This window comes from Novosphingobium sp. BL-S-32 (assembly GCF_056857055.1).
Genome location: NZ_CM166476.1, coordinates 1,825,824 through 1,850,533 on the forward strand (window position 1 = coordinate 1,825,824; position 24,710 = coordinate 1,850,533).

At 60.8% G+C, this 24,710-nt stretch carries 20 protein-coding genes, 2 tRNA genes and 1 pseudogene; 15 read left to right on the plus strand and 8 right to left on the minus strand.

The window, feature by feature from the left end:
• Positions 1 to 116: 116 nt before the first annotated feature.
• Positions 117 to 190: transfer RNA gene (locus tag AC1VVK_RS08385), tRNA-Gly, on the plus strand.
• 51 nt (positions 191 to 241) lie between these two features.
• Here the strand turns inward: AC1VVK_RS08385 and AC1VVK_RS08390 are convergent.
• A complete protein-coding gene (locus AC1VVK_RS08390; protein WP_482902639.1) occupies positions 242 to 412 on the minus strand; it encodes a hypothetical protein in 171 nt (56 codons plus the stop codon).
• A gap of 61 nt (positions 413 to 473) precedes the next feature.
• Complete coding sequence (locus tag AC1VVK_RS08395) at positions 474 to 1,619, minus strand: aminotransferase class I/II-fold pyridoxal phosphate-dependent enzyme (protein ID WP_482902640.1); 1,146 nt, start codon at positions 1,617 to 1,619, stop codon at positions 474 to 476.
• Positions 1,620 to 1,761: 142 nt separating this feature from the next.
• Here AC1VVK_RS08395 and AC1VVK_RS08400 point away from each other — a divergent pair, with 142 nt between their 5' ends.
• Positions 1,762 to 2,826, plus strand: coding sequence for an aldo/keto reductase (locus AC1VVK_RS08400; RefSeq protein WP_482902641.1), 1,065 nt, complete (start codon positions 1,762 to 1,764; stop codon positions 2,824 to 2,826).
• Positions 2,827 to 3,275: 449 nt separating this feature from the next.
• Here the strand turns inward: AC1VVK_RS08400 and AC1VVK_RS08405 are convergent, their stop codons facing one another.
• The 3 genes from AC1VVK_RS08405 to AC1VVK_RS08415 form a co-directional block, all read right to left on the minus strand.
• Complete coding sequence (locus AC1VVK_RS08405) at positions 3,276 to 4,079, minus strand: SDR family NAD(P)-dependent oxidoreductase (protein ID WP_482902642.1); 804 nt, start codon at positions 4,077 to 4,079, stop codon at positions 3,276 to 3,278.
• Positions 4,080 to 4,124: 45 nt separating this feature from the next.
• Positions 4,125 to 4,877 carry an SDR family oxidoreductase gene (locus AC1VVK_RS08410; protein WP_132389972.1) on the minus strand — a complete coding sequence of 251 codons (753 nt, stop codon included), beginning with the start codon at positions 4,875 to 4,877 and terminating at the stop codon, positions 4,125 to 4,127.
• Between the two features lie 287 nt (positions 4,878 to 5,164).
• A complete protein-coding gene (locus AC1VVK_RS08415; protein ID WP_132389970.1) occupies positions 5,165 to 6,274 on the minus strand; it encodes a helix-turn-helix transcriptional regulator in 1,110 nt (369 codons plus the stop codon).
• A 128-nt stretch (positions 6,275 to 6,402) separates the two neighbouring features.
• Between AC1VVK_RS08415 and AC1VVK_RS08420 the strand changes: the two genes are divergently transcribed.
• From AC1VVK_RS08420 to AC1VVK_RS08450, 7 genes are all read left to right on the plus strand, one after another.
• Complete coding sequence (locus AC1VVK_RS08420; protein WP_482902643.1) at positions 6,403 to 7,533, plus strand: LLM class flavin-dependent oxidoreductase; 1,131 nt, start codon at positions 6,403 to 6,405, stop codon at positions 7,531 to 7,533.
• Position 7,534: 1 nt separating this feature from the next.
• Positions 7,535 to 8,701: a sulfotransferase family protein gene (locus tag AC1VVK_RS08425; RefSeq protein WP_482902644.1), complete on the plus strand. Its 1,167-nt coding sequence runs from the start codon at positions 7,535 to 7,537 to the stop codon at positions 8,699 to 8,701.
• Positions 8,701 to 9,510: a sugar phosphate isomerase/epimerase family protein gene (locus AC1VVK_RS08430; RefSeq protein WP_482902645.1), complete on the plus strand. Its 810-nt coding sequence runs from the start codon at positions 8,701 to 8,703 to the stop codon at positions 9,508 to 9,510. The genes AC1VVK_RS08425 and AC1VVK_RS08430 overlap by 1 nt, the downstream gene beginning before the upstream one ends.
• 4 nt (positions 9,511 to 9,514) lie before the next feature.
• Complete coding sequence (locus tag AC1VVK_RS08435) at positions 9,515 to 10,750, plus strand: DUF1214 domain-containing protein (RefSeq protein ID WP_482902646.1); 1,236 nt, start codon at positions 9,515 to 9,517, stop codon at positions 10,748 to 10,750.
• 190 nt (positions 10,751 to 10,940) lie between these two features.
• A tRNA-Thr gene (locus AC1VVK_RS08440) sits at positions 10,941 to 11,016 on the plus strand.
• Positions 11,017 to 11,180: 164 nt separating this feature from the next.
• Entirely contained in the window at positions 11,181 to 12,395 is a 1,215-nt protein-coding gene (locus tag AC1VVK_RS08445; RefSeq protein ID WP_482902647.1) for a tyrosine-type recombinase/integrase, read from the plus strand.
• 134 nt (positions 12,396 to 12,529) lie between these two features.
• Positions 12,530 to 13,777: a hypothetical protein gene (locus AC1VVK_RS08450; protein WP_482902648.1), complete on the plus strand. Its 1,248-nt coding sequence runs from the start codon at positions 12,530 to 12,532 to the stop codon at positions 13,775 to 13,777.
• Positions 13,778 to 14,118: 341 nt separating this feature from the next.
• On the opposite strand, the gene AC1VVK_RS08455 is transcribed toward AC1VVK_RS08450, so the two are convergent.
• Positions 14,119 to 15,171 (minus strand): hypothetical protein, encoded by a 1,053-nt coding sequence (locus tag AC1VVK_RS08455; RefSeq protein ID WP_482902649.1) that lies wholly within the window; start codon positions 15,169 to 15,171, stop codon positions 14,119 to 14,121.
• Positions 15,172 to 15,901: 730 nt separating this feature from the next.
• Here AC1VVK_RS08455 and AC1VVK_RS08460 point away from each other — a divergent pair.
• From AC1VVK_RS08460 to AC1VVK_RS08480, 5 genes are all read left to right on the plus strand, one after another.
• Positions 15,902 to 18,127, plus strand: coding sequence for a hypothetical protein (locus tag AC1VVK_RS08460; RefSeq protein WP_482902650.1), 2,226 nt, complete (start codon positions 15,902 to 15,904; stop codon positions 18,125 to 18,127).
• 49 nt (positions 18,128 to 18,176) lie between these two features.
• The gene (gene tnpA / locus AC1VVK_RS08465; RefSeq protein ID WP_482902651.1) at positions 18,177 to 18,548 is read left to right on the plus strand and encodes an IS66-like element accessory protein TnpA; all 372 of its coding nucleotides are present in this window, start codon (positions 18,177 to 18,179) and stop codon (positions 18,546 to 18,548) included.
• Positions 18,545 to 18,892, plus strand: coding sequence for an IS66 family insertion sequence element accessory protein TnpB (gene tnpB / locus AC1VVK_RS08470; protein WP_482902652.1), 348 nt, complete (start codon positions 18,545 to 18,547; stop codon positions 18,890 to 18,892). The genes tnpA and tnpB overlap by 4 nt, the downstream gene beginning before the upstream one ends.
• A 122-nt stretch (positions 18,893 to 19,014) precedes the next feature.
• Positions 19,015 to 20,682 carry an IS66 family transposase gene (gene tnpC, locus AC1VVK_RS08475; RefSeq protein ID WP_482902653.1) on the plus strand — a complete coding sequence of 556 codons (1,668 nt, stop codon included), beginning with the start codon at positions 19,015 to 19,017 and terminating at the stop codon, positions 20,680 to 20,682.
• Positions 20,683 to 20,719: 37 nt separating this feature from the next.
• Entirely contained in the window at positions 20,720 to 21,877 is a 1,158-nt protein-coding gene (locus tag AC1VVK_RS08480; RefSeq protein WP_482902654.1) for a hypothetical protein, read from the plus strand.
• Positions 21,878 to 21,978: 101 nt separating this feature from the next.
• On the opposite strand, the gene AC1VVK_RS08485 is transcribed toward AC1VVK_RS08480, so the two are convergent.
• Together AC1VVK_RS08485 and AC1VVK_RS08490 are read right to left on the minus strand one after the other, a co-directional pair.
• A complete protein-coding gene (locus AC1VVK_RS08485; protein ID WP_482902655.1) occupies positions 21,979 to 22,872 on the minus strand; it encodes a hypothetical protein in 894 nt (297 codons plus the stop codon).
• Between the two features lie 168 nt (positions 22,873 to 23,040).
• Positions 23,041 to 23,142, minus strand: a pseudogene (locus AC1VVK_RS08490) (S-adenosylmethionine:tRNA ribosyltransferase-isomerase); the annotation flags it as partial.
• Positions 23,143 to 23,531: 389 nt separating this feature from the next.
• On the opposite strand from AC1VVK_RS08490, the gene AC1VVK_RS08495 reads away from it, so the two are divergent.
• Positions 23,532 to 24,569 carry a hypothetical protein gene (locus AC1VVK_RS08495; protein WP_482902656.1) on the plus strand — a complete coding sequence of 346 codons (1,038 nt, stop codon included), beginning with the start codon at positions 23,532 to 23,534 and terminating at the stop codon, positions 24,567 to 24,569.
• The last annotated feature ends 141 nt before the right edge of the window (positions 24,570 to 24,710 follow it).

Consider the following 24,710-nt stretch of genomic DNA (forward strand, 5'->3'; position numbering starts at 1 on the left):
GCCGGGCTTTTTCTTTGGCCCCGTGTCGAGCCTGAGGATCAAATTGATGCGGCACGCCATATTGACGGACCGCCCGTCGCCGTGGCAATGGCTCGCCTCTGGCCAAGCGCCGGCGTGCGGGTGTAGCTCAATGGTAGAGCAGCAGCTTCCCAAGCTGAATACGAGGGTTCGATTCCCTTCACCCGCTCCACCGCAAAAATCCGAAATTCAAGCGGCCTCCAACGTAGGTCGCGTGGCGGACTCACGCGAAGAAAATGAGCCCGCCCAGTCCCAGCACCACGGCAAGGCTGATCAGCAGGAATTTCATATCGGAACGGATTTCGCGGTCGACTTCCGATCTCGCCCGACGCTGCTCAGTTGAGCTGGGGTTGCGGATCTCGTCGAGTTCGTCGTCGATGTGCGGTCTGGCCATGTCTCGTCCTACCGGCCCGGATGGTAACACTTCGGGCACGTGATGGCGAGGCCGAGAGCGATCAGCGCCGCGCTGCGAACCACTCCGCCATGCGTTCGATGGCCTGCTCGATAAGCGGCGTCGAAACCGCGAAGCTCATACGGAAATAGCGGTGGCCGTCGACGGGGTCGAAGTCGATCCCCGGCGCCGTCGCAACGCCGGTGTCGTTCAGGAGCTGGCGGCAGAACGCCAGGCTGTCGTTGGTCAGGTGGCCGATGTCCGCATAGATGTAGAAGGCCCCGTCGGGCGGGGCGATCTCGCTGAGGCCAAGGCGCGGCAGCGCGGCCAGCAGGCGTTCGCGGTTGCGCGCGTACGTGTGCAGGTGCCCTTCCAGCTCCTCCGTCTCGTCGAAGGCGATCAGGCCGGCGTGCTGCGCGAGCACCGACGGCGTCAGGAACAGGTTGTTCATCCGCGCCCGCGCCGGGGCCACCAGATCCGGCGGCACGACCAGCCACCCGAGCCGCCAGCCCGCCATCGAATAGTATTTCGAGAAGCTGTTGACGATCACCGCCTCGGGCAGATGCTGCAGTGTCGACTGCGCAGCATCGCCGTACGTCAGGCCGTGATAGATCTCGTCCGAAACCACGCGGATGTTCTTGCGGCGGCAGGCTTCGGCGATCGCGGCGAGTTCCCCGGGTGCGATCACGGTGCCGGTGGGATTGGCGGGGCTGGCAAGGATAAGCCCGTCCGGCACCGGATCGAGCGCGTCGAGCGCGGCGGCGGTGACCTGATAGCGCTCGGCCGGGCCGCAGGGCATCTCCACCGGTTCGAGGTAGAGCGTCTTCAGCGTGTTGCGATAGGCGACGTAGCCGGGCCGGGCCAGCGCCACCCGCGCGCCGGGCACGAACAGGCTGGAGAGCGCCAGCACGAAGGCCGGCGACGCGCCGCACGTGAGGATCACTTGTTCGCGGTCGACCGCGACGCCGTAAGCCTCTTCGTAATGGCGTGCGATGCGTTCGAGCAGCGCCGTGCTTTCCCAGTAGCCGCCCGGATCGCTGTCCAGCACCGCATGCGCGGCGGCTATCGCGGCGGCCGGCGCGCCGGTCGAGGGCTGGCCATATTCCATGTGAATGACGTCGCGGCCCTCGGCGGCAAGGTCGTAGGCAAGGCGGCCAATCGCCATGGCGTGAAAAGGATCGACTTCGGCGATCTGCTGCGGAACGGTCATGGTCGCGTGCTAGAGCATTTTCACATCCGGTGGAAACATCTGATGGCTTAGGCAATCCCGCTTGCCCTTGGCCGCAGGTGCGCGTCGGTGATGTGGCCGGGAGCAGAAGCACGCGGCACAAGGCCGATAAAGGAGACAACATTTGCCCACCCAGCTCGATCACTACCGCCTGCTCGGCCGCTCGGGGCTGCGTGTCTCGCCGCTCTGTCTTGGCACGATGACTTTCGGCGTGGGGCCGGGCGCATGGGGCTCCACCGACGAGGAAGCCGCGCGGATGCTCGACATCTATGTCGAGCGCGGCGGCAACTTCGTCGATACCGCCGATTTCTACGGCCAGATGGGCGGTTCCGAGCGACTGCTAGGCCAGATCGTCGGCGACCGGCGCGAACGGCTGGTGATCTCCACCAAGTATTCGATCACCACCAGCCCCGGCGATCCCAATGCGGCGGGCAATTCGCGGCGCAACATGGTGCGCTCGGTCGAAGCCTCGCTAAAGCGGATGAAGACCGACTGGATCGACCTGCTCTACCTGCACATGTGGGACTTCCGCACGCCGGTGGACGAGATCCTGCGCGCCTTCGATGACCTCGTGAGCGCGGGTAAAGTGCTCTACACCGGACTGTCGGACACCCCGGCATGGCAGGCGAGCCGGATGCAGGCCATTGCCGAAGTGCGCGGATGGACGCAGTTCTCCGCGCTTCAGATCCAGCACAACCTGATCGAGCGCACGGTCGAGCGCGAACTGATCCCGATGGCCCGCGAGATGGGCTTCGGTGTCTGCCCGTGGTCGCCGCTGGGCGGCGGCGTGCTGACCGGCAAGTACACCAGCGCCGACCTCTCCGCTTCCGCCGGCGAGATGATGAGTTCGCGCAAGGCGATCAACGTGGCGACCGGGCGGCTCACCGAACAGAACCTCGCCATCGCGCAAGTCACCGCCGATGTGGCGAAGGAGATCGGCTGCACGCCCGCGCAAGTCGCGCTCGCATGGCTGCTGGCGCATCCCGACGTCGATTCACCGGTGCTGGGCGCACGCACGCCGGCGCAGCTGGAGGATAACCTCGGCGCGCTGGAGGTGACGCTTTCCGACGATCATCTCGCCCTGCTCGATGCAGCCAGCGCGGTGCCCAAGGTCTTCCCGATGGACATGCTGAGCGGCGCGGCCGAGACCATCATGACCGGCGGCGTAACCGTGGAGAAGCGCGCCTGACGGCAGCGGCGCAGGCCCGATCTGCGTGAAATTGGGGGCGTGATCTTGCTCACGCTTTCCGCGCGCGCAAAGTGCCATAAGCTTGGGCATCCGGAACGGGCACTGTGAACCGTTCGTTCCGGGTGCTGCCCGAAGCGCTGGAGCCGACATCCGGCACCGCGCTCGGCCAGCCACTCGCGTTTTGATGGCGACGATGCATACGCGGACCGGGGCGGTTCGCGGCGGGGGTCGTCGTCTGGCCGGGCCACCGGCCATCCGGCACTGCCGGAACGTGGCGCCGACCCGCTCCGCCTCTGCGGATCCGCGACGAATACCGGGGGGGATTCGTCGCTCCAGAGGCCCTTTTCGCTTGGGGGGAAATTTGGCCGACGGGCCGAGTGAAAAGGTGGGTCGGCGCCGCGCTTAATCGCCCGCGCAAGCGGAGGGCAAGCTCAGCGCCGAATTGACGTTCAGCCGGGATTGGCGCTGGCAATGCCGGGGCGCTCAGCGCCCATGCCGGAAAAGCCGACGCAGTAGCCGCCGTCCACCGGCAGCACCACACCCGTCACGTAAGCCGCTTCGTCGCTGGCAAGGTAAAGCGCAGCCAGCGCGATATCCTTTGCCAGACCCCAACGGCCCATCGGAACCCCCGCCAGCACCGGGAAGTCCGCAGGCGGCTCGGCATGGGTGCGGGAGGCTTCGACAAGGCCGGTCCACATCGTGCCCGGGGCAATGGCGTTCACGCGGATGCCCTGGTCCGAATAGTCCAGCGCCGCGACCTTGGTCAGCTGGTTCACGCCCGCCTTGGCCGCGCCGTAGACGCCGTGATGCTTCCAGCCGATCACTGCCGAAGCCGAGCTGGTGTTGACGATCGCCCCACCGCCCGTCTTCAGCATGGAGGTGATCCCGTACTTCATGCCCAGGAACGCGCCGCGCAAGTTGGTGGCGTGGACCCGGTCCCAGGTCTCCAGCGACTGCGTGTGCAGCGGCGCCATCGGCCCGCCGAAACCGGCATTGTTGCACAGCACGTCCAGCCGTCCGAAGCGGTCTTCCGCAGTAGCAATCATCGCCTGCACTTGCGCCTCGTCCGAGACATCGCACTGTACACCCACGGCATTGCCGCCCAGCGCGGCGGCCACTTCGTCCTGCTTGCCCGAAATGTCCGCCAGCACGAGCTTCGCGCCTTCCGCGTGGAACAGTTCGGCCATTGCCCTGCCCATGCCCGACGCGGCGCCAGTGATGACACAGACTTTATCCTGAAGCCTTCCGGCCATGTTCTCTCTCCCTCTCAGACTCTGGTTTGGTCAGGCACCGGTTGGTCAGGCACTCGTGTCGATGGTCGGACGGATCGAAATTTCCGAGATATTGGTGCGGCGCGGCATGGCCAGGATGAAGACCAGAGCCTCGCCGATATCGCGCGGCTTCACAGCGCCTTCCTTGGTGACATGCGCCTTGATCGCGGTGCGCCACTGCGGGTCCGAAATCGAATCCGCCACTTCGGTCTCGGTCGCGCCCGGCATCAGCGTGGTGACGCGGATGTTCTTTCCGCCCAGTTCCTGGCGCATGCCGTCGGTCATCATGTTGACCGCGTGCTTGCTGGCCGAATAGGCGCTCGTCATCGGGCCGCCCTTGCGCCCCGCGAGCGAGGAGATGGTGATGATGTCACCCACGCCCTGCGCCAACATATGCGGCACGGCGGCGGCGCTGGTGTATACAGTGCCCATCAGGTTGATGTCGATCACACGGCGATAGATCGCGGTGTCGCAGTTCTCGATACCGCCCGCTTCCATGATCCCGGCCGAGTTGATGAGAATGTCGATCCGGCCGAAGGCATCGACCGTCTTCTCCACCGCGCCGCGCGCATCGTCTTCCACGGTCATGTCGCCGGGGATCGCCAGCGCCTTGCCGCCGGCCGCCTCGATCTGCGCGACCAGCCCGGCGAGGCGCTCCACGCGGCGGGCGCAGACCACTACGGTCGCCCCCGCTTCGGCAAGGCAGAGCGCCGCCGCTTCACCAATTCCCGACGACGCCCCGGTAATGAGCGCGACCTTACCTGCAAGCTGGCCCGACATGCCTTCTCCACTTTTCACGCGGCATCTTTGCTGCCGCTTTCGTATTCATTGGCTGGCCGGGGCCGAAGGCAAAGTCAACGAAAAATGCTGAACATATGTTCAAATCGCTCGCGCGGAATGAGGGAAATGTATCCATCGCGTAAAATCCTCCCCTGCAAGGGGAGGTGGCAGCCCGCAGGGCTGACGGAGGGGTGTCAGGCTTTCGAAGGAGCGCCACGTCGAGAGCGTTACACCCCTCCACCACCGCTTCGCGGTGGCCCCCCTCCCCTTGCAGGGGAGGATCCGGCTCACGCAATCGCCAACACACTGCGATGGATGAACCGCACAAGATCCGCCTGCCCCCGCGCCCCGGTCTTGGCGTAGATCCGCTTCGAATAGGTCCGCGCCGATTCCACCGTCAGCCCCACTTCCGGCCCGGCCTCGGCGATGGACAGCCCCCGGCTCAGCGCCAGCGCCAGCCGCGCCTCGCTGGCGGTCAGGTCGAACAGTTGCGCCAGTTGTCCGCAGCGATCGGCCGAGGACCAGTGGTCGGCATGGAGGTAGCAAAGGATCGCCGGCGCCGCGCGGGTGGTGCCCATGCGGCGGCCTGACGGAACAAGCAGCAGGTCCAGCCACGGTTCTCGGCTAAGCACCATCGCACGCGGACGGGCCTCGGGATCGCGGGCAAGTTCACCGATAGCCTCGCGCAACTGCCGCCGCAGCCCCGGATCGGCCGCGCTCAGCCTGCCATCGCGAGAGCGGGTGAGCCCGCCCGGCCCCTGCAACATCTGCGCGCCGAGGCGGTCGGCATCGAGCACCTTGCCCTCGCCGTCCAGCGTCACCCAGCCGTAGTTCATCCGCCGCACCGCCTCGCGCTCGATTTCGGCGCCCATGCGCTCGCGCTCCAGCGCTACGAAGCTGCCGAGCGCAGCCCGCAGGCACGGCGACAGGTCTTCCAGCAAACCGTCGACATCCGCCGCGAACTCGCCCACGCGCCGGGTGATCGTGATCCATCCGCTGACCCCGCCGGGCTCGGTGAAGCGGATCATCCGCATGTGGTTCATGCCCGAAGGCGCCAGCAGCTGGTCGAGATAGGCGTCATGGCGCGGATCGCCGAGCGTCAGCAGTTCACCGAGCGCATAAGTGCGCCCCTCCTGCATGGCATGATACGGCATGGGATCGCGCAGATAGAGGCTCTCGCGATAGAGCTGCGAGATCGGCGGCGGCGAAGGCTGGCCGGAATAGAGATGGATCACCCGCGCCTCTGGCGTGCCCATCGGCAGGGGCCGGAACACCAGGCTGGCATAGTCCGCAGCGACGCGCGTGCGCAGGGCATCGAGGAAGCGCCGCCAGGGCGGATCTTCCACCAGTCCCTCCATCAACGGCACCAGCAGCGCCGCGTCTTCGCCTTGCAGCATTTTCGCGATCCCCAAATGGGAATTTTCGTGAGCCAAGGGCTAACCCACAAGCGGGGGCAGAGACAACGAGCGGCGCCGAACCATCACCCCTGCGGTGAAGGGCGAACGCCGCCTGAGAGGATACCGCAATGCCAGAGGTGACCAAAGTGCAGCCCGCCGCCTTCCTGCGCACGACCCTGCCGCTCGGCATCGACATGGCGCAGGAATACGATTCGGGGCGCTATCACTCGATCTGGCTGCCCGACCACATGGTGAGCTTTTGGCCCGATTCGATCTGGACGCCCGAATTCACCGACCTTGCGAAAGCCTCGCCCAGCCCGCACCGCCATCTCGACGGTCTGGCCGTGGCCGCCGCGACGGCCGTGCTGACGAAGAATACCCCGCTGGCGACCACGGTGGTCGACACCGTGCGCCGCCATCCCTCGCTGCTGGCGCAGACCGCGCTGACGATCAGCCACTTGTCGAAAGGCCGCTTCATCCTTGGCCTCGGTTCGGGCGAGCTGGAGAACACGGTCCCTTACGGATTCGATTTCGACAAGCCGGTCGGCCGTCTGGAAGAGGCGATCAAAGTCATCAAGCTGCTCTGGCACACGGATGGGCCGGTCGATTTCGAGGGGCAGTTCTTCCACCTCCACCACGCGCGGATGGATACCGAGTTCTACGAGGGCAAGGCGCCGCCGATCTGGCTGGGCGCGGCTGGCCCGCGCATGCTGTCCATCACCGGACGCGAGGCGGATGGCTGGTGGCCGGCGGGATCGTGGACGCCGGAGGACTATGCAGCAAAGCTCAAGGTCATCCTCGACGCGGGCGATGCCGCCGGGCGCGACATGAGCCACTTCACTCCTGCCCTCACCCAGATCTGCCTGATCGGCGAGCCCGATGAGATCGACGAAATGCTGCGCGCGCCGATGGTGAAGTCGATCATCCTGATGATGACCGCCAAGGACCTTGCCCAGTTCGGTTACGAACACCCGATGGGCCCCGACTGGCGCGGCATCATGGACTTCGATCCCGTGCGCCTCAGCCGCGAGAAGATGCTGAAATTCTGCGACGAGATGAACCCGCAGGCGATCCGCGATGTGCTGCCCGTCGGCACGCCGAAGGAAGTCGCGCTCAAGATCAAGGGCTTCGCGGATGCCGGTATGCGCGTCTACAAGCTGATGGAATATGGCGCGATGGGCGGCATGAAGTTCTCCGCCACCAGCGCCGCCAAAGTCCGCGAGACCGAAGACGAAATCGCCCGTCTGGTGGAGGGCTGACATGAGCGATCTGAACGCACAGCAATTGCTGCAGGAAGCTCACCAGCGCACCGGCCTTTCCGACTGGGCCGATGACGGCTTCCCGGACCGCTTCGCCCTCGCAGTGGAGCACATCAACGGCATCGCCATAGACGCGGCCGGCCGCGCGGCAGCGGCGGAGAACATTCTCTGGCTGCTGACCGATCGCCTGCGCTTCTTCGAGGACCGCAAGCGCTATCCGCTGGCCGAGGAAGTGATCGACCGTCCGATGTTCGTCAGTGGCGAACCCCGCTCGGGCACCACGCTGATGCACGCCCTCCTCGCCGTCGATCCCGCAGCAAGGGCGCTGCGGTTCTGGGAGGTCATGCACCCCTCGCCCCCGCCGGGCACGGTTCAGGGCACCGATCCCCGCATCGCCGCCGCCGATGCCGAATGGCGCGAGATCAACGCGAAAATGCCGCGCTGGCTGCACTGCCACCCCTACAACGACATGCTGGGCGAAGGCCTGCCCGAGGACGAGCGCACCTGGGCCTTCGACTTCCGCGTGATGACGCCCACCGCGTGGTGGCGCGTGCCGATGCAGAACCTCTCGTTCGGCCTGCCCACCGATCCGCCCGCGCAATACCGCATCCACAAGGCCATGCTGCAAGCGCTGCAATTCGGCCGCCCGAACCGACACTGGGCGCTCAAGGGCTTCCACACGACCCGGCTCGACGCCTTCTTCGATACCTATCCGGATGCCTCGCTGGTCTGGCTGCATCGCGACCCGGTGATGGTCGCGGCCAGCTCGACGATGATGATGGCGGACATCATGGACGGCATCGTCGGCAAGATCGATCTGGTGAAGGAAGCCCGCGCCCATCTGGAGCGCGTGCGCTGGTCGATCGGCAATACGATGGCCCACCCGCTGGCGAACGATCCGCGCATCCATCACGTGCGTTACCGCGACTTCGTGGCCGATCCCATCGCCACCATCCGCGATTACTATGCCTTCGCCGGACGCCCCTTCACCCCCGAAGCGGAAAGCGCGATGCGCGGCTATCTGGCGGACAACAAGGGCGATCGCCACGGCAAGTTCCACTACTCGACGCAAGTGTTGGTCGATGCCGGATACGATATCGACGCGCTGAACGAGGAGTTCGCCCCCTTCCGCGAACGCTTCGGCGTCGAGATCGAGAAGCGCCACTGATGCACCCTCGCGTCAGCCTGCACCAGGTGGCGATGGTGGACCGGGAAACCGGCCCCTTCCTCGACTTTTGCAGCGAGATCGGGGTGCAGCATGCCACGCTCGTGTCGCCGCGCCTGCTTCATGCGAGCGAGCTTCATGCTGCACGCGACGCCGTGCAGCATGGCAGGGTGCGTATCGGCTGCATCAACCACCCCTTCGCGCTCCAGCCGGACCTCGAACGCCACGCGGAAAGCGCCACCGGCGACCTGATCCGTGTGATCGACATGGCCGCCGATCTCGGCGCATCCTCGATCTACCTGATTACCGGCGGACGCGGTGCGCTATTATGGGAGCAGGCCGCCGAGCGGTTCGCCGAACTGCTCGCACCCTGCCGCGACCACGCCGCCGTCCGTAACGTCGCGCTGCTGGTGGAGAACGCCTCGCCGCTGACGGTGGACATCCACATCGCCCATACCCTGCCCGATGCGCTGCGGCTCGCCCGGCTCGCCGCGATCGGCCTCTGCGTCGACCTCCACGCTTGCTGGGTCGAGGCGGACTTGCGCGAAAAGCTGGCCGAGGCTCTTCCCCTCGCTGGCCTCGTCCAAGTAAGCGACCACGTCCCCGGAGACCGCACCACGCCCTGCCGCGCGGTCCCCGGAGACGGCGCCGTGCCGCTCGAAACAATCCTGCGCGACGTGCTGGACCTTGGCTACACCGGCCTGTTCGACCTCGAACTGGTCGGGCCGCGCATAGAAGCGGAAGGTCCCGCCGAAGCCTGCACCCGCGCGGCGCACGCGCTTTCCAACATTCTCACCCGGCTAGGAGCCTGACACGATGGCATTCGGCGATGGAACCGACGACGCAGCGCTCAAAACGGCTTGGGACAGCTTCTGCGAGCACTTGAAGCAGGCGGGCCAATACGCCTTCAAGGACGCCAATCCCACCAACCCGCTCCAGCGCGCGGACGCCTTCCGGTTCCTGACGCAAAACCTCGGCCAAGCCTTCGACCTCGCGCTGGAAACGCGCGATCCGGCTTTCCCGCAGATCCACCCCTTCACCACGCCGACGATGAAGCTGGGCGGCGATCTGGCGGACTTCACGTACCGGCAGGCATGGATTTCGGGCGATCACGTCTACCGCCTCTCGGGCCGACGCGGCACCGCGCGCTGGCTCAACGTCACGGTGCAAGGCCCGCGCCCGGACAAGATCCCCGGCACCGACTGGCCCAGCCTGCACGAACCCTTCGGCGACATTCCCGAGGCCAACCTGTTCGGCCACCAGATCGAAGCCGACGCCGAAGGCCGCTTCGAAGTGACCATCGGCGGCCCGGCTCAGGAAAAGAACTGGCTCCCCACCACGCCGGGCACGCGCAAGCTGTTCATCCGCGAAGCCTTCGACGCTTTCGGTGAAACGCCGACCACGCTCACTATCGAAAGAATCGGCATGGTCACGCCCCGCCCGCTGCCCTCGCCCGCGCAGATGACCGAAGCGATGGACTGGGCCGGCCAGTTCGTCACCGGCCTGATGCATGACTGGCCCGAGCACGCGTGGCTCACCTCGCGCGGGGTCTGCGATCCGGCCAGCCGCAACGCCTTCCCGGCGGACAAGGCCGCCAACGACGCCAGCGACGCCAAGCGCGGACGCATGGCCGCCCACATGGTCTGGCGCCTTCAGCCTGGCGAAGCGCTGATCGTCGAAATGGACTGGCACGAAGGCTTCTGGCTGTTCGGCATGGGCGGCGCCATGATGGGCTCGATGGATTTCCTCCATCGCCCGGTCAGCTACACCCCGGCGCGCGCGAAAGTGGATGGCGACGGCGTCGTGCGCCTGATTCTCGCGCATCAGGACCCGGGCCTCCACAACTGGCTCGACACGCAGGGCTTCAGCGACGGCAACCTTACCTACCGCAACCTGATGAGCCAGCAGCCCGCCACGTTCCGCACGCGCCTCGTCAAAGCAGCGGACCTGTCGCAGCATCTCCCGCCGGACACCGCGCGAACCACCGCCGAACAGCGCGCCGAAATGCTCCGCGAACGCTACCGCGCCATCAAACTGCGCTACGGAATCTAGTTTCGCGCACGGGCGCCGCGCCGTCTTGCAGCGCCCCGATCGGGAATGAAAAACGGACCACGGCCCGGGGATTTACGGCCTGCGCAAATCAGATCGCGATATGGACAAGAAAGCCCCTTGCACGAGTCCCCACTCCCCGGTAAAGGCGCCCCCTGTCCTGCAGCCCGGCTTACCGGTCCGCATCAGACATGCCGCTTTAGCTCAGTTGGTAGAGCACATCATTCGTAATGATGGGGTCACGTGTTCGAGTCACGTAAGCGGCACCATTACACCCCTTTGTCAAGCGTTTTTTCGCTCCGAAAAACCCCGGAAATCAGGTATAATACGACATCGGCTTTCCGGTGGCGTCCCCCTCTGTCCACCTCCATCCAGGTGAATTGGGGGCCCCGAATCGGGGGCCTTTTCGATCCTCTCGATTCGGGGCCCCCAGATGCTGACCACAACCCAGATCAACGCCCTCAAACCCCGCGAAAAAGCTTACAAAGTCGCGGATAGCAAAGGGCTTTACGTCCTCGTCAATCCCAACGGCTCGCTGCTCTGGCGGGTCAAATTCCGGTTCCACGGGATCGAAAAGAAGATGGCGCTTGGACGCTATCCGGATGTCGGCCTCAAGGAAGCCCGGGAAAAGCGAGATGAAGCCCGCGAGCAACTCGAAAGTGGCGTCGACCCTGTCGCGGCCCGGACGCAGGCTAGGGTGGAAGCGGAGATCGCCGCTCGCACCACATTCCGTCTGGTCGCCGACGAACTTATCGAAAAGATGGAGTTGGAGGGTAAGGCCGCCTCGACACTCAAGAAGGCCCGGTGGTTCGTGGATGTGCTGGGACCGGCCATTGGCAACCGCCCAATCGCCGACATAACTGCACATGAGCTACTCAAGGCTCTCCAGAAGCTCGAACGAAAGGGGCATCATGAATCGGCTATTCGCGCCCGATCGTTCGCTGGACGCATTTTCCGATATGCAGTCGCGACCCTACGAGCTCAGCACAATCCGGCAGACATCCTGCGCGGGGCTCTGATTAACCCCAAGGTAAAGCATCACGCCGCGATTCTGGAGCCGGCTCAGTTTGGCGAGCTCTTGCGCGCAATTGATGGGTATGGCGGAAAGATCGAGACCAAGCTGGCACTACAGTTGCTGCCACATGTCTACCTTCGGCCGGGGGAACTCAGGAAGGCTGAGTGGCCGGAGATCGATTTTGAAGCTGCGGTGTGGCGTGTGCCTGCCGAGAGGACGAAGATGCGCAAGCTGCACACCGTGCCGCTCTCAACTCAGGCTCTCGCCCTCCTGAGACAGCTTAGGGCTTTCGGGAATTCCGGCAGCTTTCTATTCCCTGCGAACAAGACCTTTTTGAAGCCTATCTGCGAAAATACCCTCAATGTTGCACTCCGTCGGTTGGGGTACACCGGCGACCAGATGACCTCACACGGTTTTCGCGCGACTGCGAGCACATTGCTCAATGAATGTGGTCTCTGGCACCCGGATGCAATCGAGCGGTCCCTTGCACACCGTGAACGCGATCAGGTGCGCGGTGCATATCACCGCGGTGCTCATTGGGAGGAGCGAGTCCGCATGGCGCAATGGTGGTCCGACCATCTCGTGGAGCTCAGGGACGGCGCCGAGGTTCTGCACCTCAAGTTCGGTACGTGATCGCAAGCTTGCTGGTCAGCGAGCGAAGATCCTTCATTGATGCCTGATGCGCTTCGGTGGGGTATTACTGCAGCGGCTTTTTCTTTGCGCATCGCTGGCTAGGATGGGCAGCGATCAGCAGCAGGAAACCCTGGATGGCCCGTACCTACTCTCGGCGTGAGTTCTACGATCTCGTCTGGTCCAAGCCCATCACCCACATCGCGAAGGATTTCGCGCTTTCGGATGTTGCGATCCACAAGATCTGTCGCAAGCACGAGATACCGACACCGCCACCCGGCTACTGGGCCAAGAGAAACGCAGGGAAGAGCGTCGTGCAAGCCAAATTGACGAAGGCGTCGCGAACTACGTCCGACAACGTCACGATCGCCGCCCCCGAGTTGCGCGGTGAAACAGCTGCGGTAGCAGCGGCCCGCGAAGCGGCTCGCGTGCGCGCCAGCGATGAGCCTGTCGGCGCAGTATCGCACCCCATTATTGAGAGAACCCTTGCGGGACTTCGTGCCGCTTCGCCCTCGTACAGGGGCCTCGTGAGCGTTGAAGGCCCTGACGTCATTCATTGCGAGATTTCTCCAGCCTCGATTGATCGCCTGGGTGAGATCCTCAAGCGGATCATCGCGGCGGTGGAGCAGCAGGACTTTCATCTCGAAGTTGGCGAGCGGCGTGCTCGCTTCCATGGAGATGGCGAGACGATCGGGCTGTCGGTCACCGAAACCTTCAAGCGCGAAAAGCATAAGTGGACGGCAGAGGAGGAGGCAGCGGAAGCGGCCTGGAGGCGAAAGACAGAGCGCCGGCAGGGAAACCCTTGGGACTGGGAGCACGTGCCATACCCCACTGTTCCCGAGTGGGATTACATCTGCACCGGGCAGCTCGGCATCGAAATGGAAGGCACCTATGTCGCCAGCGGTCAGGAGCCCCGCAAGACCTTTCGAGACGGTAAGGTCCAGAAACTGGAGACCCTTGCAAGCGACATTGCCGTCGCTCTTGCAGTCCTTGCCGTAGTAAAGCGTGAAGCACGCGAGCGCCGTGCCGAAGAGGAGCTGGCTCGGCGGGCAGCCCAGCGAGAGCGAGAGCGGCCCTTGCGCGAGGAGTTCATGAACGAGCGGCGACGCACGTGTCTCGACGGTCTGCTTGAAGATATGGCACGGCTGGAGAGGCTGCGATCGCTGGAACAGAGCCTGTCACGAATGGAGGCAAAGCCGGAACACGGTCGCGTCTCCACTTTCGTGCCGTGGGTTCGCGCCGAGTTATTGCGGCGAGAAGCCATGCTTTCGCTCGACGGCATGGAGGCACGTTTCCAAGCCGAGCGCATCTTCGGTGAGGATGACGACCACGGTTTTCAGTCCAACTCATGGCGGAGCCAATGGTCGGTTTCGGACGTCGGCTGAAGGCGCGACCGTAAACTTTTCAATGAGGTAAAGCTCCCCGCACAAAGTCCGATGGGTTCGGGATCCCCACCATTGCGGCGACTGGCACCGCGCGGCGTTTGGTCACGAGCACTTCTCCGGCTGCGGATTGTAAAGTCATGAATAGAATTTGGCGGTCATCGCACCCAGAGCACCGAGGCAAGCACCCGCACCAATCGTGTAGACCACAAGGTAGCTAAGCACCTCCCGATCAGTCCGAAAACCCGGCCCATCCCTCGGCTAAAGGCCATCAGGTTCATTGCTGTAAGTCCCAGAGTTTGCCCATGCCCAGACACCTCGCACAATCCGAGAGCTCGATAAGGCTACGCCCCTGCCGTCTCGGCCCGTTCGGTCATTTCCTTGATGGCCTTGTCTCGCCCGGCAATCACGTCATCGATTGATTCCGTGAATTCGAGTTTAACGATGTGCAGCTTCGGGAAATGCTTTTGCATGGTTTCCTGATACTTCAGACAAAGCTCAGTAGTCGCAATTGCATTATCGACCGCCATCTTACGGGCCATCTTGAGCAACCCAGCTGCGGGTAACAGCTTGGGCATCATGGCCAGTTCCTCTTCCTTGGAGAGCCTTAAACCTCCCACCCATCCAGAGACGCTCTTGGGAGGTGGCATCGTCGCCATCAATTCCTCACGCCGACGCCCGTAATCATGAAATGCCCCACGAATGCTCTCGTTAAATCCGAAGCACTCACTATACTGCATGAGGAAATCGTTTTCCTTGATCTTCATCAGAAGGTTTTGTTCGGGGTCTGATAGTTCTCTCGCTTGGCTGGAATCGTATCCGACGGCAACACCTTGTTGAGATACAAGTTGCTTTGGCTCTTGCCATTGGAGTATTTCATCCCAAGGAACGCCGTGTGGATTAAGTTCCTTTATCGCGTGCCTAGCTTCGTTGGATAGCGTCGATAGCTTATAGGCAATCTGATAGAGCAGCCCTTGTGTTACTTCGTCCTGCTCCTGCCGCCGCTGCCGCTCGACAAGGAAATAGCCCAGAAGTGCGGCGACGACCGCGAGGAACGAACCAATACCGGATACCCAATCCGCGATGGTTCCGCTCTCCCATCTGTCCGTAGAAGTTCTAGCTGAGAACCAGTCACAACGCGGCGAAACGGGCTCGCGAGAAATCTGGACATTAATTCTAACGGACGAGCCAGCAAAGTACCGACATACCCGAGCCGAACCGGCACCACCCCTTACATCACCATGCCCAGGCACATGCATATGGTAACCGGGAGGGATAAGCGTCGAAGAGATCAACAGCCGGTTGTTAGACCACATTAGCCCAATATCGAGCAGCGCGACTACCGATACGACGACAGCAGCCCAGAACGACTTACGACGATGCAGCTTAACGGACATGCGCCCCCCCCCCAAACTTCCATTTAAGGAACAGCAGATTGGCGGGCAATTGGAAACGGTGAACCGTATGGAGCCAGTCGGGGAAAATGAGAGGGGCGGCCTGAAAAATCTGAACATGAGTCTGCTGTGTGGGCTGCCATCGACCCTTGTTTGCCATTCAACTGCCGATTTCAGCTTCTGAGAAGCGGTCGGTCCGCCTTCCCTTTCTGGGCGGCCAAGGCGGGCCGGTAGGAGGCTATGAGCTTATTGACGAGTAAGCGCCCGTCGGAGCAAATGCGAGGGCACAAGATATTGGTGACCGAGACAACTCGACATTGGAGGACATTTCTGCCCGAGTGGAGGGGAATTCGATTTCGCTATAATCGTTTCATCCGATGGAGACGGCTCGGGGTGTTCAACAAGATTTTCTCCGCCCTTTCGGCGCAAGGCGGCAAGACAGACCAGTTGACGATCGACGCGACGCATCTGAAGGCACACCGGACAGCCGCAAGTCTGTAAAAAACGGGCTATTCTCAGACGTATCGGACGCACCAAAGGCGACCTGAACTCGAAGCTCCAAGCCGTGTGCGACGGCTTCGGCCGCCTACCATTAAGATGGCAGAATCTTCACGAGGCAGACCAGCCGGACCCGCGCCTGGATGCCGGTGTTTACGGCTCCAGACCCAGCCGCAGATTTGTGACCTCAGCAGGACTCTTGCCGGGGCATCGTCGCAGTCTCATACTGGATGGGATGACGCAGCAGACAGAAAATTCATTAGGAGCCATCCCGTCGCCACGCGAAATGATGCGGGAAAAGAGGCCATATCTGTTCTCTGACAGTGACGTTGATCACTCTGTCGCCCTCCCGAAAACAAACTTTGAGTATCATCTGGATACGCTCACCGCTCGAAAACAAGAGTATGAGTTCGAAGATTTCTGTCGAAAACTGGCTGAAAAGGAGCTTTGTCCCAATCTGACAATCCAAACCGGCCCTACTGGTGGCGGGGATGGCAAGACTGATGCAGAAACCTATCCTGTTGCCGCTGAAATTGCGGAACGATGGTGGATGGGGACTCCGTCCGCAGGAAGTGAGCGGTGGGCGTTCGCATTTAGTGCGAAGAAAGATTGGAAACCAAAGTTAAAGTCAGACGTGAAAAAGATATCGGAGACAGGAAGATCATACGATGTTGTTTATTTTATAACTAATCAATTCGCAGCGGATAGGGATAAGGCAAAATTACAGGATGAATTGAGTAAGCAATATTCCTTCCGTGCGCATATTTTAGACAGATCGTGGATTGTTGAAAAAGTTTATGAAAATGGCCATTTGGCTATGGCAATCGACACCCTTGCTATCGAAGGCGCGCAGTCTGAAATAATTCAGAAATTTGGACCAAATGATGCCGCCCGCGTAGCGGAGCTTGCTGAACTCGATAAACAAATCGCCGACCCAAACCGGTACATCGACACGCGATTTCAACTGGCTTCGGATTGCTACCGTTCTGCCATCCTCGCAAGGGGACTGGAAAGGCCAAGGACGGAGGTGGAGGCGCGCTTCGAGCAAGCCATGCGGATCGCTGACGAACTTGGCGAAACGCAACAGGCGATGCGCATACGATATAATTATGCCTGGACGCAATTTTGGTGGTTTGAAGATTTAAAGAAATTCGTGTCGCTTTACGATGACGTAGAGAAACGAATAACGGGAACAACCCATAGTTCCGATGTCAAGCATCTACATACCTTATGGTCGCTTGCTACTTCTTGCATTCGCAATGGTAGATTAAAAGCTGACGATATTGATATTGCGCAGAAGCGAAACACCCTTGCTGCCATCCTAGACCCGTTGGCCGCCGATACGGCTAGGCCCAACAACGCTTTAGAAGACAAGACATATCTCACGCTCATGCGACTGCACGAGACGATGAGTGATGCAACGCAAGAGGGGCTGAACGATTGCTGGAAAAGTCTGGGCGAAATTCTTGAAGCTTCAAAACCTCTCGGAAGCTACCCGGTAGAGTTGCTGGAAAGCATTCTTGGCGAATTGGGCGCTGTTGTTGATAGCCCAGAGTTCGACGAAGTTTATACCAAGCTGACCGAGGTGATCGCGCAAAGGCGGAGTGATGGTTCGGCTGGACAAGCTCATATCAAGAGAGCTTTCCAAAAGCTCGAACTTGAAAATCCGTATGAAGCGATCCGATGGCTTGGCCGAGCTGAGGAGCTTCTGCTCAAGCGTGAGTACAGGGATGAACTGACACAGGCACTCCTTGGCAGCAGCGGAGCGTACAGCGTTGTAGGTTTGCGATGGGCGGCGAGGAATAGGGCGTTGGCGGCTCTAGACCACACAATGCAGGAGTTTAGGGAAAGCGGAGAGGTTGAATGGGCTGCATGGATAGCAGCAAAGCAACTTGTCTGGTCGGAACTTCGATTGGGACGTGTCCCCCAAGCCCTTGCTGCGATGATCTTAGCCAAGATGTTGCTGGCAGCCTCCAATCCCTCCGACGAGCTAATGGAGGAGGCCAAGGAAGATTTTATATCAATTGAAGTGGCATTTGGTTTGCTACTATTGAACCTAAAACCCGATCAGCTTGATGCTGTCGCTAGATTGCATGATAGTTTTGAGGAATATGATCTTGTCATTCCCGGAATGGCGATGCTGTTCTCCTTGGGTCAGCGGCAGGCGCTTCGGGATGAAGGATATTGCCCAACCGAACAAACAGACCAAGATATTGAAGATTTTCTTGCTGGTTGGATCAGCGTACCCGGTGCGGATCAGATGCCAGATCGCGCGATCTTACTGGATCAGGCGACGGTTGAATTTCGTTCTGTCGTCCTCGGCTGCTCGATATTGCTGACCAGCAACACGGACCCAGTTTCGGTCGGAATAGCGGAGTCGCTCCTTGGCGGCCTCGAGAGCTTCATGGCGACGAGTGACGAACGTACGCATCCGTTGAGGGTCGCCTTGTTCGGATGGTGATGGATCGCTCTTAAGGACGCTCTTGAGAGCGGTCGTAGGAGCGGTTGTTGTGGGTCAAATCACGGTTTTCGGTGGGCCTGAGCGTCGGCGGCGTTGGCGTGAGGACGAGCGCGCGAAGATTTTGGCCGAGGCCTTTTCTCCGGGTGCCTGCGTGGCGCGTGTAGCTCGCCAGTATGACGTGTCGACGGGGCTGATTTACACTTGGCGCCGCAAGGCTTGCTTTGGGGCTGGCGCGGCAGGCTCTTCAGCGGCGGTGGAGGTCGGCTTCGTCGAAGCCGTCGTGCTGGATGACGGATGTAGCAAACAGTTAGCGTCGCCGCCCGCTGTTGTGGTGGATCTGCCTGGCGGGCGGCGCGTGAACATCTACGCATCGGCACCGCCGGGCGTGGCCGCGGCGGTTCTGAAGGCGCTGATCCGATGATCCCTGTCCCGAACGGAAGCAAGGTCTGGCTCGCGTTAGGTCATACTGACATGCGCCGCGGAATGCGGTCGCTCGCCTTGCAAGTTCAGGAGGCCTTGAAAAAGGACGTCCACGCCGGCGACCTGTACGTCTTCCGGGGCCGGAGCGGATCGCTGTGCAAGATATTGTGGCATGACGGCCTCGGGATGTCGTTATATGCAAAACGTTTGGAAAAGGGGCGTTTTGTGTGGCCCGCCGCAAAGGACGGGACGGTCGCGATCTCGGCTTCGGCAATGGCCTGCCTGCTCGAGGGTATAGACTGGCGCAACCCCCAGGAGACCTGGCGTCCGACGCAGGTTGGCTGATGGCCAGCGTCAATCAGGGTGAGACAAAACTCGCGCCTGGTCGAGCACCGGATCGAGGGCAAAATCTGCGGAAAAGTGGCTAAAAGTCTGGGGTTTGTGGGCTTCTGATGCTATAAGTGGGCATGGCCTCGAGCGACGCATCCGACGAGCTTCTCCAGTTACGCGCCGAGCTCGCCGTCGTTCGTGAACAGGCAGAACAAGCCCAGGTCAAAGCACTCGTGGCCGAGGCGCAGGTCGCCAAAGTTTGGGCTATCAATGCCGACCTGCTGGCTCGCAACGCGCACCTTGAGCTGATGAACGAGAAGATGCGCCGCGATAAATACGGCGCGAGCTCCGAGCGCAGCCGGCATCTGCTCAATCAGCTCGAACTGACCTTCGAGGAACTCGCGGCCAACGCGAGCGAAGCCGAACTGCTTGGGCAAATTGCGGCCGCCAAGACCACTACGGTTGCAGCGTTTACCCGCAAGCGATCCACTCGCCGCGACTTCCCGGCCGACGTGCCGCGCGAGAAGATCATTATCCCGGCGCCAGAGCTGTGTCCGTGCTGCGGCTCGGACGATCTGAGCCATCTCCCCGCGGTGATCACCGAGACGCTCGAGAGAGTGCCCGCTCGCCACAAGGTGATCCAGACGGTCCGGGAGAAAGTCTCCTGCCGTAAGTGCGAGAAGATCAGCCAGCCCCCGGCGCCCTTCCACGTCACGCCGCGCGGAATGTTCGGGCCGCACTTCCTGGCGAACCTGGCCTTCCAGAAGTACGGTCTGCACCAGCCCCTTAACAGCCAGCGCGATCGGCTCGAGGCCGAAGGCATCCCCTTGAGCCTCTCGACGCTCGCGGATCAGATCGGCGCGATCTGCGTGGTGGTGAAACCGCTGTTCTTGCTGCTGGAGGCCCATGGGCTCGCCGCTGACCGCCTGCATGCCGACGACACCACCGTTCCGCTTTTAGCAAAACGGAAGACCGAAGTGGCGCGGATCTGGGACTATGTGCGCGACGATCGCCCGTTCGGCGGGCCGGCGCCTCCAGTGGCGCTGTGCTACTACTCGAGCGATCGCAGGGGCGAGCATCCTCGCGCCCACCTGGCCGGCTATACGGGTATTCTCCAGGTCGACAGGTATGCCGGCTTCAATGCCCTGTTCGAGGAAGGCTGGGCGGATAAGCCCATGACGCGCGCTAATTGCTGGGCTCATGGGCGCCGGGAATTCTTCAAGCTCGTCGACCTCAGGCAGCAGCTCAAGCGTAAGAAGAAGGGCGCCACGCCACTCATCTCGCCGCTGGCGACCGAGGCGCTTGAGATCATCGATCGGCTCTTTGCCATCGAGCGCGACATCAACGGCAAGCCTGCTGCCGAGCGCCTCGCCGTTCGTCAGGAGCGGTCCGCTCCGATCGTGGCCGAGTTGGAAACCTGGATGCACGAGACCCGCAGCAAGCTCTCTCGTCACGATGCCGTGGCCAAGGCCATCGCCTACCTTCAGAACGACTGGGCGGGCTTCACCACCTTCCTCGCCGATGGCCGGATATGTCTCTCAAACAACGCCGCGGAGCGTCAGCTGCGCAGCGTTGCTCGAGGAAGAAAAGCCTGGTTGTTCGTGGGCTCGGACCGCGGCGGCCAGCGCGCGGCGATGATGTTCAGCCTCTTCGGCACGGCTCGGCTCAACGAAGTCGATCCGCTCGCCTGGTTCACCGACGTCCTCGACCGGATCGCTGACATTCCACAGAACCGCCTTCATGAACTCCTCCCGTGGCACTGGAAGGCCGCTCAGCAGCAGGCCGCCGAGGAACTCGTCGCCTGAACCTCCGTCAACGCGACAACCTCGCGGCGGCTATCGAATGCGTACTGACGAACGCGATGTGATGCCTCACCGGGAGACGCTTCGGATCGTCATGCGGTCAAACGAGGGTGACGAGGATGCAATTCCGCAGCATCGGATTGTTGAAGAAACCGGGGCGTCATTTTTTGAAGTGAGCTACTCCCTGAATTTTCGGCAAGTTAGTGCCGAGAAAATCCAGAGCTACCGTGACTGGCTACAGGTGGTTCTTATTGAAATCACCTGCCATTTCGCAATCGTGCGCCATGTTGAGAAATGGCTTGAGAAGATTGCCGATGGAGAGCGAGGCTTTACCCGTGCCTTGGTGTTCAGCGATATGTTGACCGCCAACTGTAACGTATTTGGAGATAAGCCGCCAATTCACATTGCAGATCATCTGAAATCTGATGCCCGCGAATTTGCCCCGCTGCGAACGACGCCGCTTATCGTAAGAGAGGCGAAGAAGCGGGAGGTCGAGAATGATCCCAAGTTTGGAAAGGGCGCTCCACCGGATCAATTCGCCAAGCCGGAGGATATGAAACATACAGACCGGACAGTTCTGTCCCCTATCCAGTTGGATTTGTGGAACAAGGCTGGCTGGCATGGAACTGCTTTCATGGTTCACCCGCAGTTACCCGGCCCGCTCCTCGCGTTGCATTTTCGGGATGCCGGTGCCGCAAGGCGAATTTTTGAAGATTGGCATGAACGCTGGGGTCGAGAAGGAAGCGACGAAAATGTGCGCATTTCTATCATCACAGGCGTCGATCAAAAGGAGCCGTTTGCATATTCTATGCAGGTCGCACCGGTCTTTCGTACTGGCCTCGTTCAAGGCGGAAAGACATTCCTATCCCTTTCTCGCCACATGCGGCTCAACGCGACCACGCCGGATAATTTGAACAATTTCTTGGTCGCCTATCATAAGGCGGGTGAGTTTGGATTGGTGCCTGCCATCACACCGCCTGGGCAAGCGTTCCCGGAACCAATGTATGATCTCATTCAGCCGAGGCGAATGCTGGAGGTTCGCCCTGCATGGACCATCGAGGAACACGACCCAGACCTGTCCGTACTGCAGGATGACGACGATCCAATTATTCCCGAAGACCAAGCTGATCCACCAGTTCGCCGTGCTATGGCGCAACTAATGGCATTTCGCGGATCAGGCCGCCCGCAAGTCGATTGAAAAACGCGTAGTTCAAAATCATTGTCGATAAATATATCCTTTGAGAGTTCAGAATGTTTGAAGAAAAATCGAATAATAATGCCCGATCTTATTCATTCAGCCTATTTTCTGCGCTGCCTGCTACTGTTCGGGCTTTCCTGAACCTCTTTCTGATCGTTCTCGTCGCGCTCATGGTCTTCGGGGTTGTAGAGCGCGTATGGGACATTCCAGCGTTCCAGAAAGTTGTCGAAGTTCTCACTGATGGTCTCAAGCTCATCATTGGAGCCATCTTGGGCGCTCTTTCGGCCGAAGGCGCGAAACACCTTAAGCGGCAGGATGCCGAGGGGGCTGATGACTAACGGACCGAGAGTGGTGAACATCAATCCACCCCATCTGAAGAAAAAGTAGTAGCCGATATCTGGGTGCGAGAATGGCTTCAGATCTGCGCCGTTTCGACGATTGAGCCAGTCTCTGAAGAGATTTACGCCAGTGAAAGCACCGATCACTGCAGCAAACGTGCTGAAAATGGGCAGCCTTGTGAAAGCGTATGTCAAAAGATCCATCAGAGTTGCAATGACCGCGAGGTCTGCCCAAAATTTTACACGAAACCTGTCCGGGTATCTGCCAATAACTATGCCAATGGCGATAAGCACAAGTTGAATCTTGGGCGACAGGGGGCCCTCGCCGGGCAGTTCCTTTTCCGAAGCGTACCTTTCGACAAACTTGTCAAAGTCTGGCTTATCGCGTGGAGGATTCTCGGGAGGTGCGAGCCGGACGGGAAGAATGCGAGTATGCTTTCCAAAGGCACTGATGGAGTGAACCTTGAAGCCCGAGAGCGTGATATGAGCGACACGACCATCGCCAGCGTACATCGCTACGTGGTCTACTGGCGAGGACGTGAAATACATCATCGCCCATGACAGCCGAGAATCTAACCGTTGGGTGAAAATCGCATCGCCGGGCCAAAGCTGCTCAACAACCTCATTTGGCACCTTCCCTAGAAAGGCCATAGCCATCCCGCCGTCTCTTTGGTCGGGACCGAACCGGCCTGTCCGCCGCCGATAATTTAGATAATCCCAAAGCGCGAAAAGCATTTGATTTGGATATCATAATGTACAGCTTTGGCGCCAGTCCACACCTAAAGCCCTCCCACAGCCACACTGAAGCAAGCTGTTAAACGCGCGTTACGGAAGGAGCAGTGAGGCGTCCCCGTAAGAGTAGAACCGGTAGTCATTTTCAATGGCATGGCGGTAAGCCGCCTTCATCCGCTCCAGCCCCATCAGCGCACGCGTGGAACGTCCGCTCTCCTTTTCCGGGCGCTCAAGACCAGACAGAGCACAATGTCCCACGACGCGGCGTTCCTCTGCTGACGGCACACGACCCTTGCCGGTCGTTCAGCAGCCAATTTCACGCTCCCAGGTGCGGACCGGCAGCTTCCCCATTCTGGATGGCCCGGACGGGCCGTATGCTGACTAAGCCCTCATGGGCGCGCGAGGCGGAAAGCAGCTGATCATCAGGCCCCACTGTAGCTCGGTTTTGCCCCTCTCACTGGTAGAAGTTGCAAGCAGCGAGCTAAGCCCCCATGCCATTTTCGGTGCGTTATATAACAAGTTAGCTCTTGAACGCGACCTTGTGTGCCGGATATGTTCCGTCAAGAACTGGGAGGGTTGAGCGGATGCCGTCACGTTTTCCTTGGAAAGGTAACTATCAGAAAGTCCCGCCGAATGTCCGAGCATTGGTCGATGCCATCGACGGTGATTTGATCGCGGTTGCAGCGACGAAGAAAATATCCCGGGATGATATCGCCGCAGGCCTGTATGCTCATGTTGGCTTGCGGATTGAGAACGGCGAAGTTGCTACATCTGGCACGGTTTCGCCTCCCGCTGACGCCGGTAAATGGTCGGAACGAAACGCCTTAGGTTGGGATCGCAAGCGCCAAGACTGGCCTATGGTTCAAAAGACATGGACTTTTGAGTCACCGAATTTTGGTGATGGCTCACGCAATGGGTGGACGATGCGTTCTTGGACAAAGGACGTTTATCAACACCAGATTTTTGAACCGCAGGGAATGACAGTGGAGTCAAGCGTTCTTGAAGATCGCGGCGGCGACGCGGTCGTGGTGAAGTTCGCTCTGTCTCCGATGCTGGAACGGGGAATGCCCGAGTTCGACCTGATGCTACTTTGGTCGATCAACGTGCTCCAAGAAAACACCGGGGTCACCGGCGCTTTCGCGAGCGACGCGAGCAGAGATGAATACGCTGCCACAGTCACACTCGACTGGCAGATATTCCCGCCGGGTACGGCTGATGAGGTTGTGGCGCGGCTAGTGGGATCGGCGCGCCCAGCGAACGTACCAGATTTCGAGAAGCACGTGCGAGAGCGGGTACGACTGTTCGAGGAGTTCCGGCCGAAGGCTTACATCCGCGGACAAGGTGGATTCGGGTCTTACTTCGGAGCTCAGTTTGCCGACGATTTAGTCGTGTTCGAGAACTTGAAGTATGGCAACGCCGTTTATCTGCTCTACCAGGATTGGAGCGAGATATCTCAACGATCGCGTCTTGACCTTCTCCGCAACCAAGACGCTCACTTCGACCGGGTCATGCATACGGAGGGATGGCAAGCACGACTGACTGCTCTGCTTCACGATAAGCTGTTCGAGCGCGGATTGCGAAGGCGACGGAACGGCTATCGGCCAAAGCGTCGCGGCCGATAATGATTAGAAGCACCGATCTGGATGCAAATCCATATCGGACGGTTACACGGATCAGCGACAACGCTATTCGTTCGATGTTTGCTAGTCTGCCCCCCCCCCCCCCCCGGGGCGCTAGACCAAGTCAGACTTGTCGCCGAGCTA

Bases quoted from the DNA above. Each gene is read 5' to 3' on its own strand.
- AC1VVK_RS08485 (WP_482902655.1), bottom strand. From the start codon at position 22,872: ATGGCTATGGCCTTTCTAGGGAAGGTGCCAAATGAGGTTGTTGAGCAG.
- AC1VVK_RS08480 (WP_482902654.1), top strand. From the start codon at position 20,720: ATGCGTACTGACGAACGCGATGTGATGCCTCACCGGGAGACGCTTCGG.
- AC1VVK_RS08460 (WP_482902650.1), top strand. From the start codon at position 15,902: ATGACGCAGCAGACAGAAAATTCATTAGGAGCCATCCCGTCGCCACGC.
- AC1VVK_RS08410 (WP_132389972.1), bottom strand. From the start codon at position 4,877: ATGTCGGGCCAGCTTGCAGGTAAGGTCGCGCTCATTACCGGGGCGTCG.
- AC1VVK_RS08405 (WP_482902642.1), bottom strand. From the start codon at position 4,079: ATGGCCGGAAGGCTTCAGGATAAAGTCTGTGTCATCACTGGCGCCGCG.
- AC1VVK_RS08415 (WP_132389970.1), bottom strand. From the start codon at position 6,274: ATGCTGCAAGGCGAAGACGCGGCGCTGCTGGTGCCGTTGATGGAGGGA.
- AC1VVK_RS08455 (WP_482902649.1), bottom strand. From the start codon at position 15,171: ATGTCCGTTAAGCTGCATCGTCGTAAGTCGTTCTGGGCTGCTGTCGTC.
- AC1VVK_RS08395 (WP_482902640.1), bottom strand. From the start codon at position 1,619: ATGACCGTTCCGCAGCAGATCGCCGAAGTCGATCCTTTTCACGCCATG.
- AC1VVK_RS08420 (WP_482902643.1), top strand. From the start codon at position 6,403: ATGCCAGAGGTGACCAAAGTGCAGCCCGCCGCCTTCCTGCGCACGACC.
- AC1VVK_RS08425 (WP_482902644.1), top strand. From the start codon at position 7,535: ATGAGCGATCTGAACGCACAGCAATTGCTGCAGGAAGCTCACCAGCGC.
- tnpC (WP_482902653.1), top strand. From the start codon at position 19,015: ATGGCCTCGAGCGACGCATCCGACGAGCTTCTCCAGTTACGCGCCGAG.
- AC1VVK_RS08435 (WP_482902646.1), top strand. From the start codon at position 9,515: ATGGCATTCGGCGATGGAACCGACGACGCAGCGCTCAAAACGGCTTGG.
- tnpB (WP_482902652.1), top strand. From the start codon at position 18,545: ATGATCCCTGTCCCGAACGGAAGCAAGGTCTGGCTCGCGTTAGGTCAT.
- AC1VVK_RS08430 (WP_482902645.1), top strand. From the start codon at position 8,701: ATGCACCCTCGCGTCAGCCTGCACCAGGTGGCGATGGTGGACCGGGAA.
- AC1VVK_RS08390 (WP_482902639.1), bottom strand. From the start codon at position 412: ATGGCCAGACCGCACATCGACGACGAACTCGACGAGATCCGCAACCCC.
- AC1VVK_RS08445 (WP_482902647.1), top strand. From the start codon at position 11,181: ATGCTGACCACAACCCAGATCAACGCCCTCAAACCCCGCGAAAAAGCT.
- AC1VVK_RS08495 (WP_482902656.1), top strand. From the start codon at position 23,532: ATGCCGTCACGTTTTCCTTGGAAAGGTAACTATCAGAAAGTCCCGCCG.
- AC1VVK_RS08450 (WP_482902648.1), top strand. From the start codon at position 12,530: ATGGCCCGTACCTACTCTCGGCGTGAGTTCTACGATCTCGTCTGGTCC.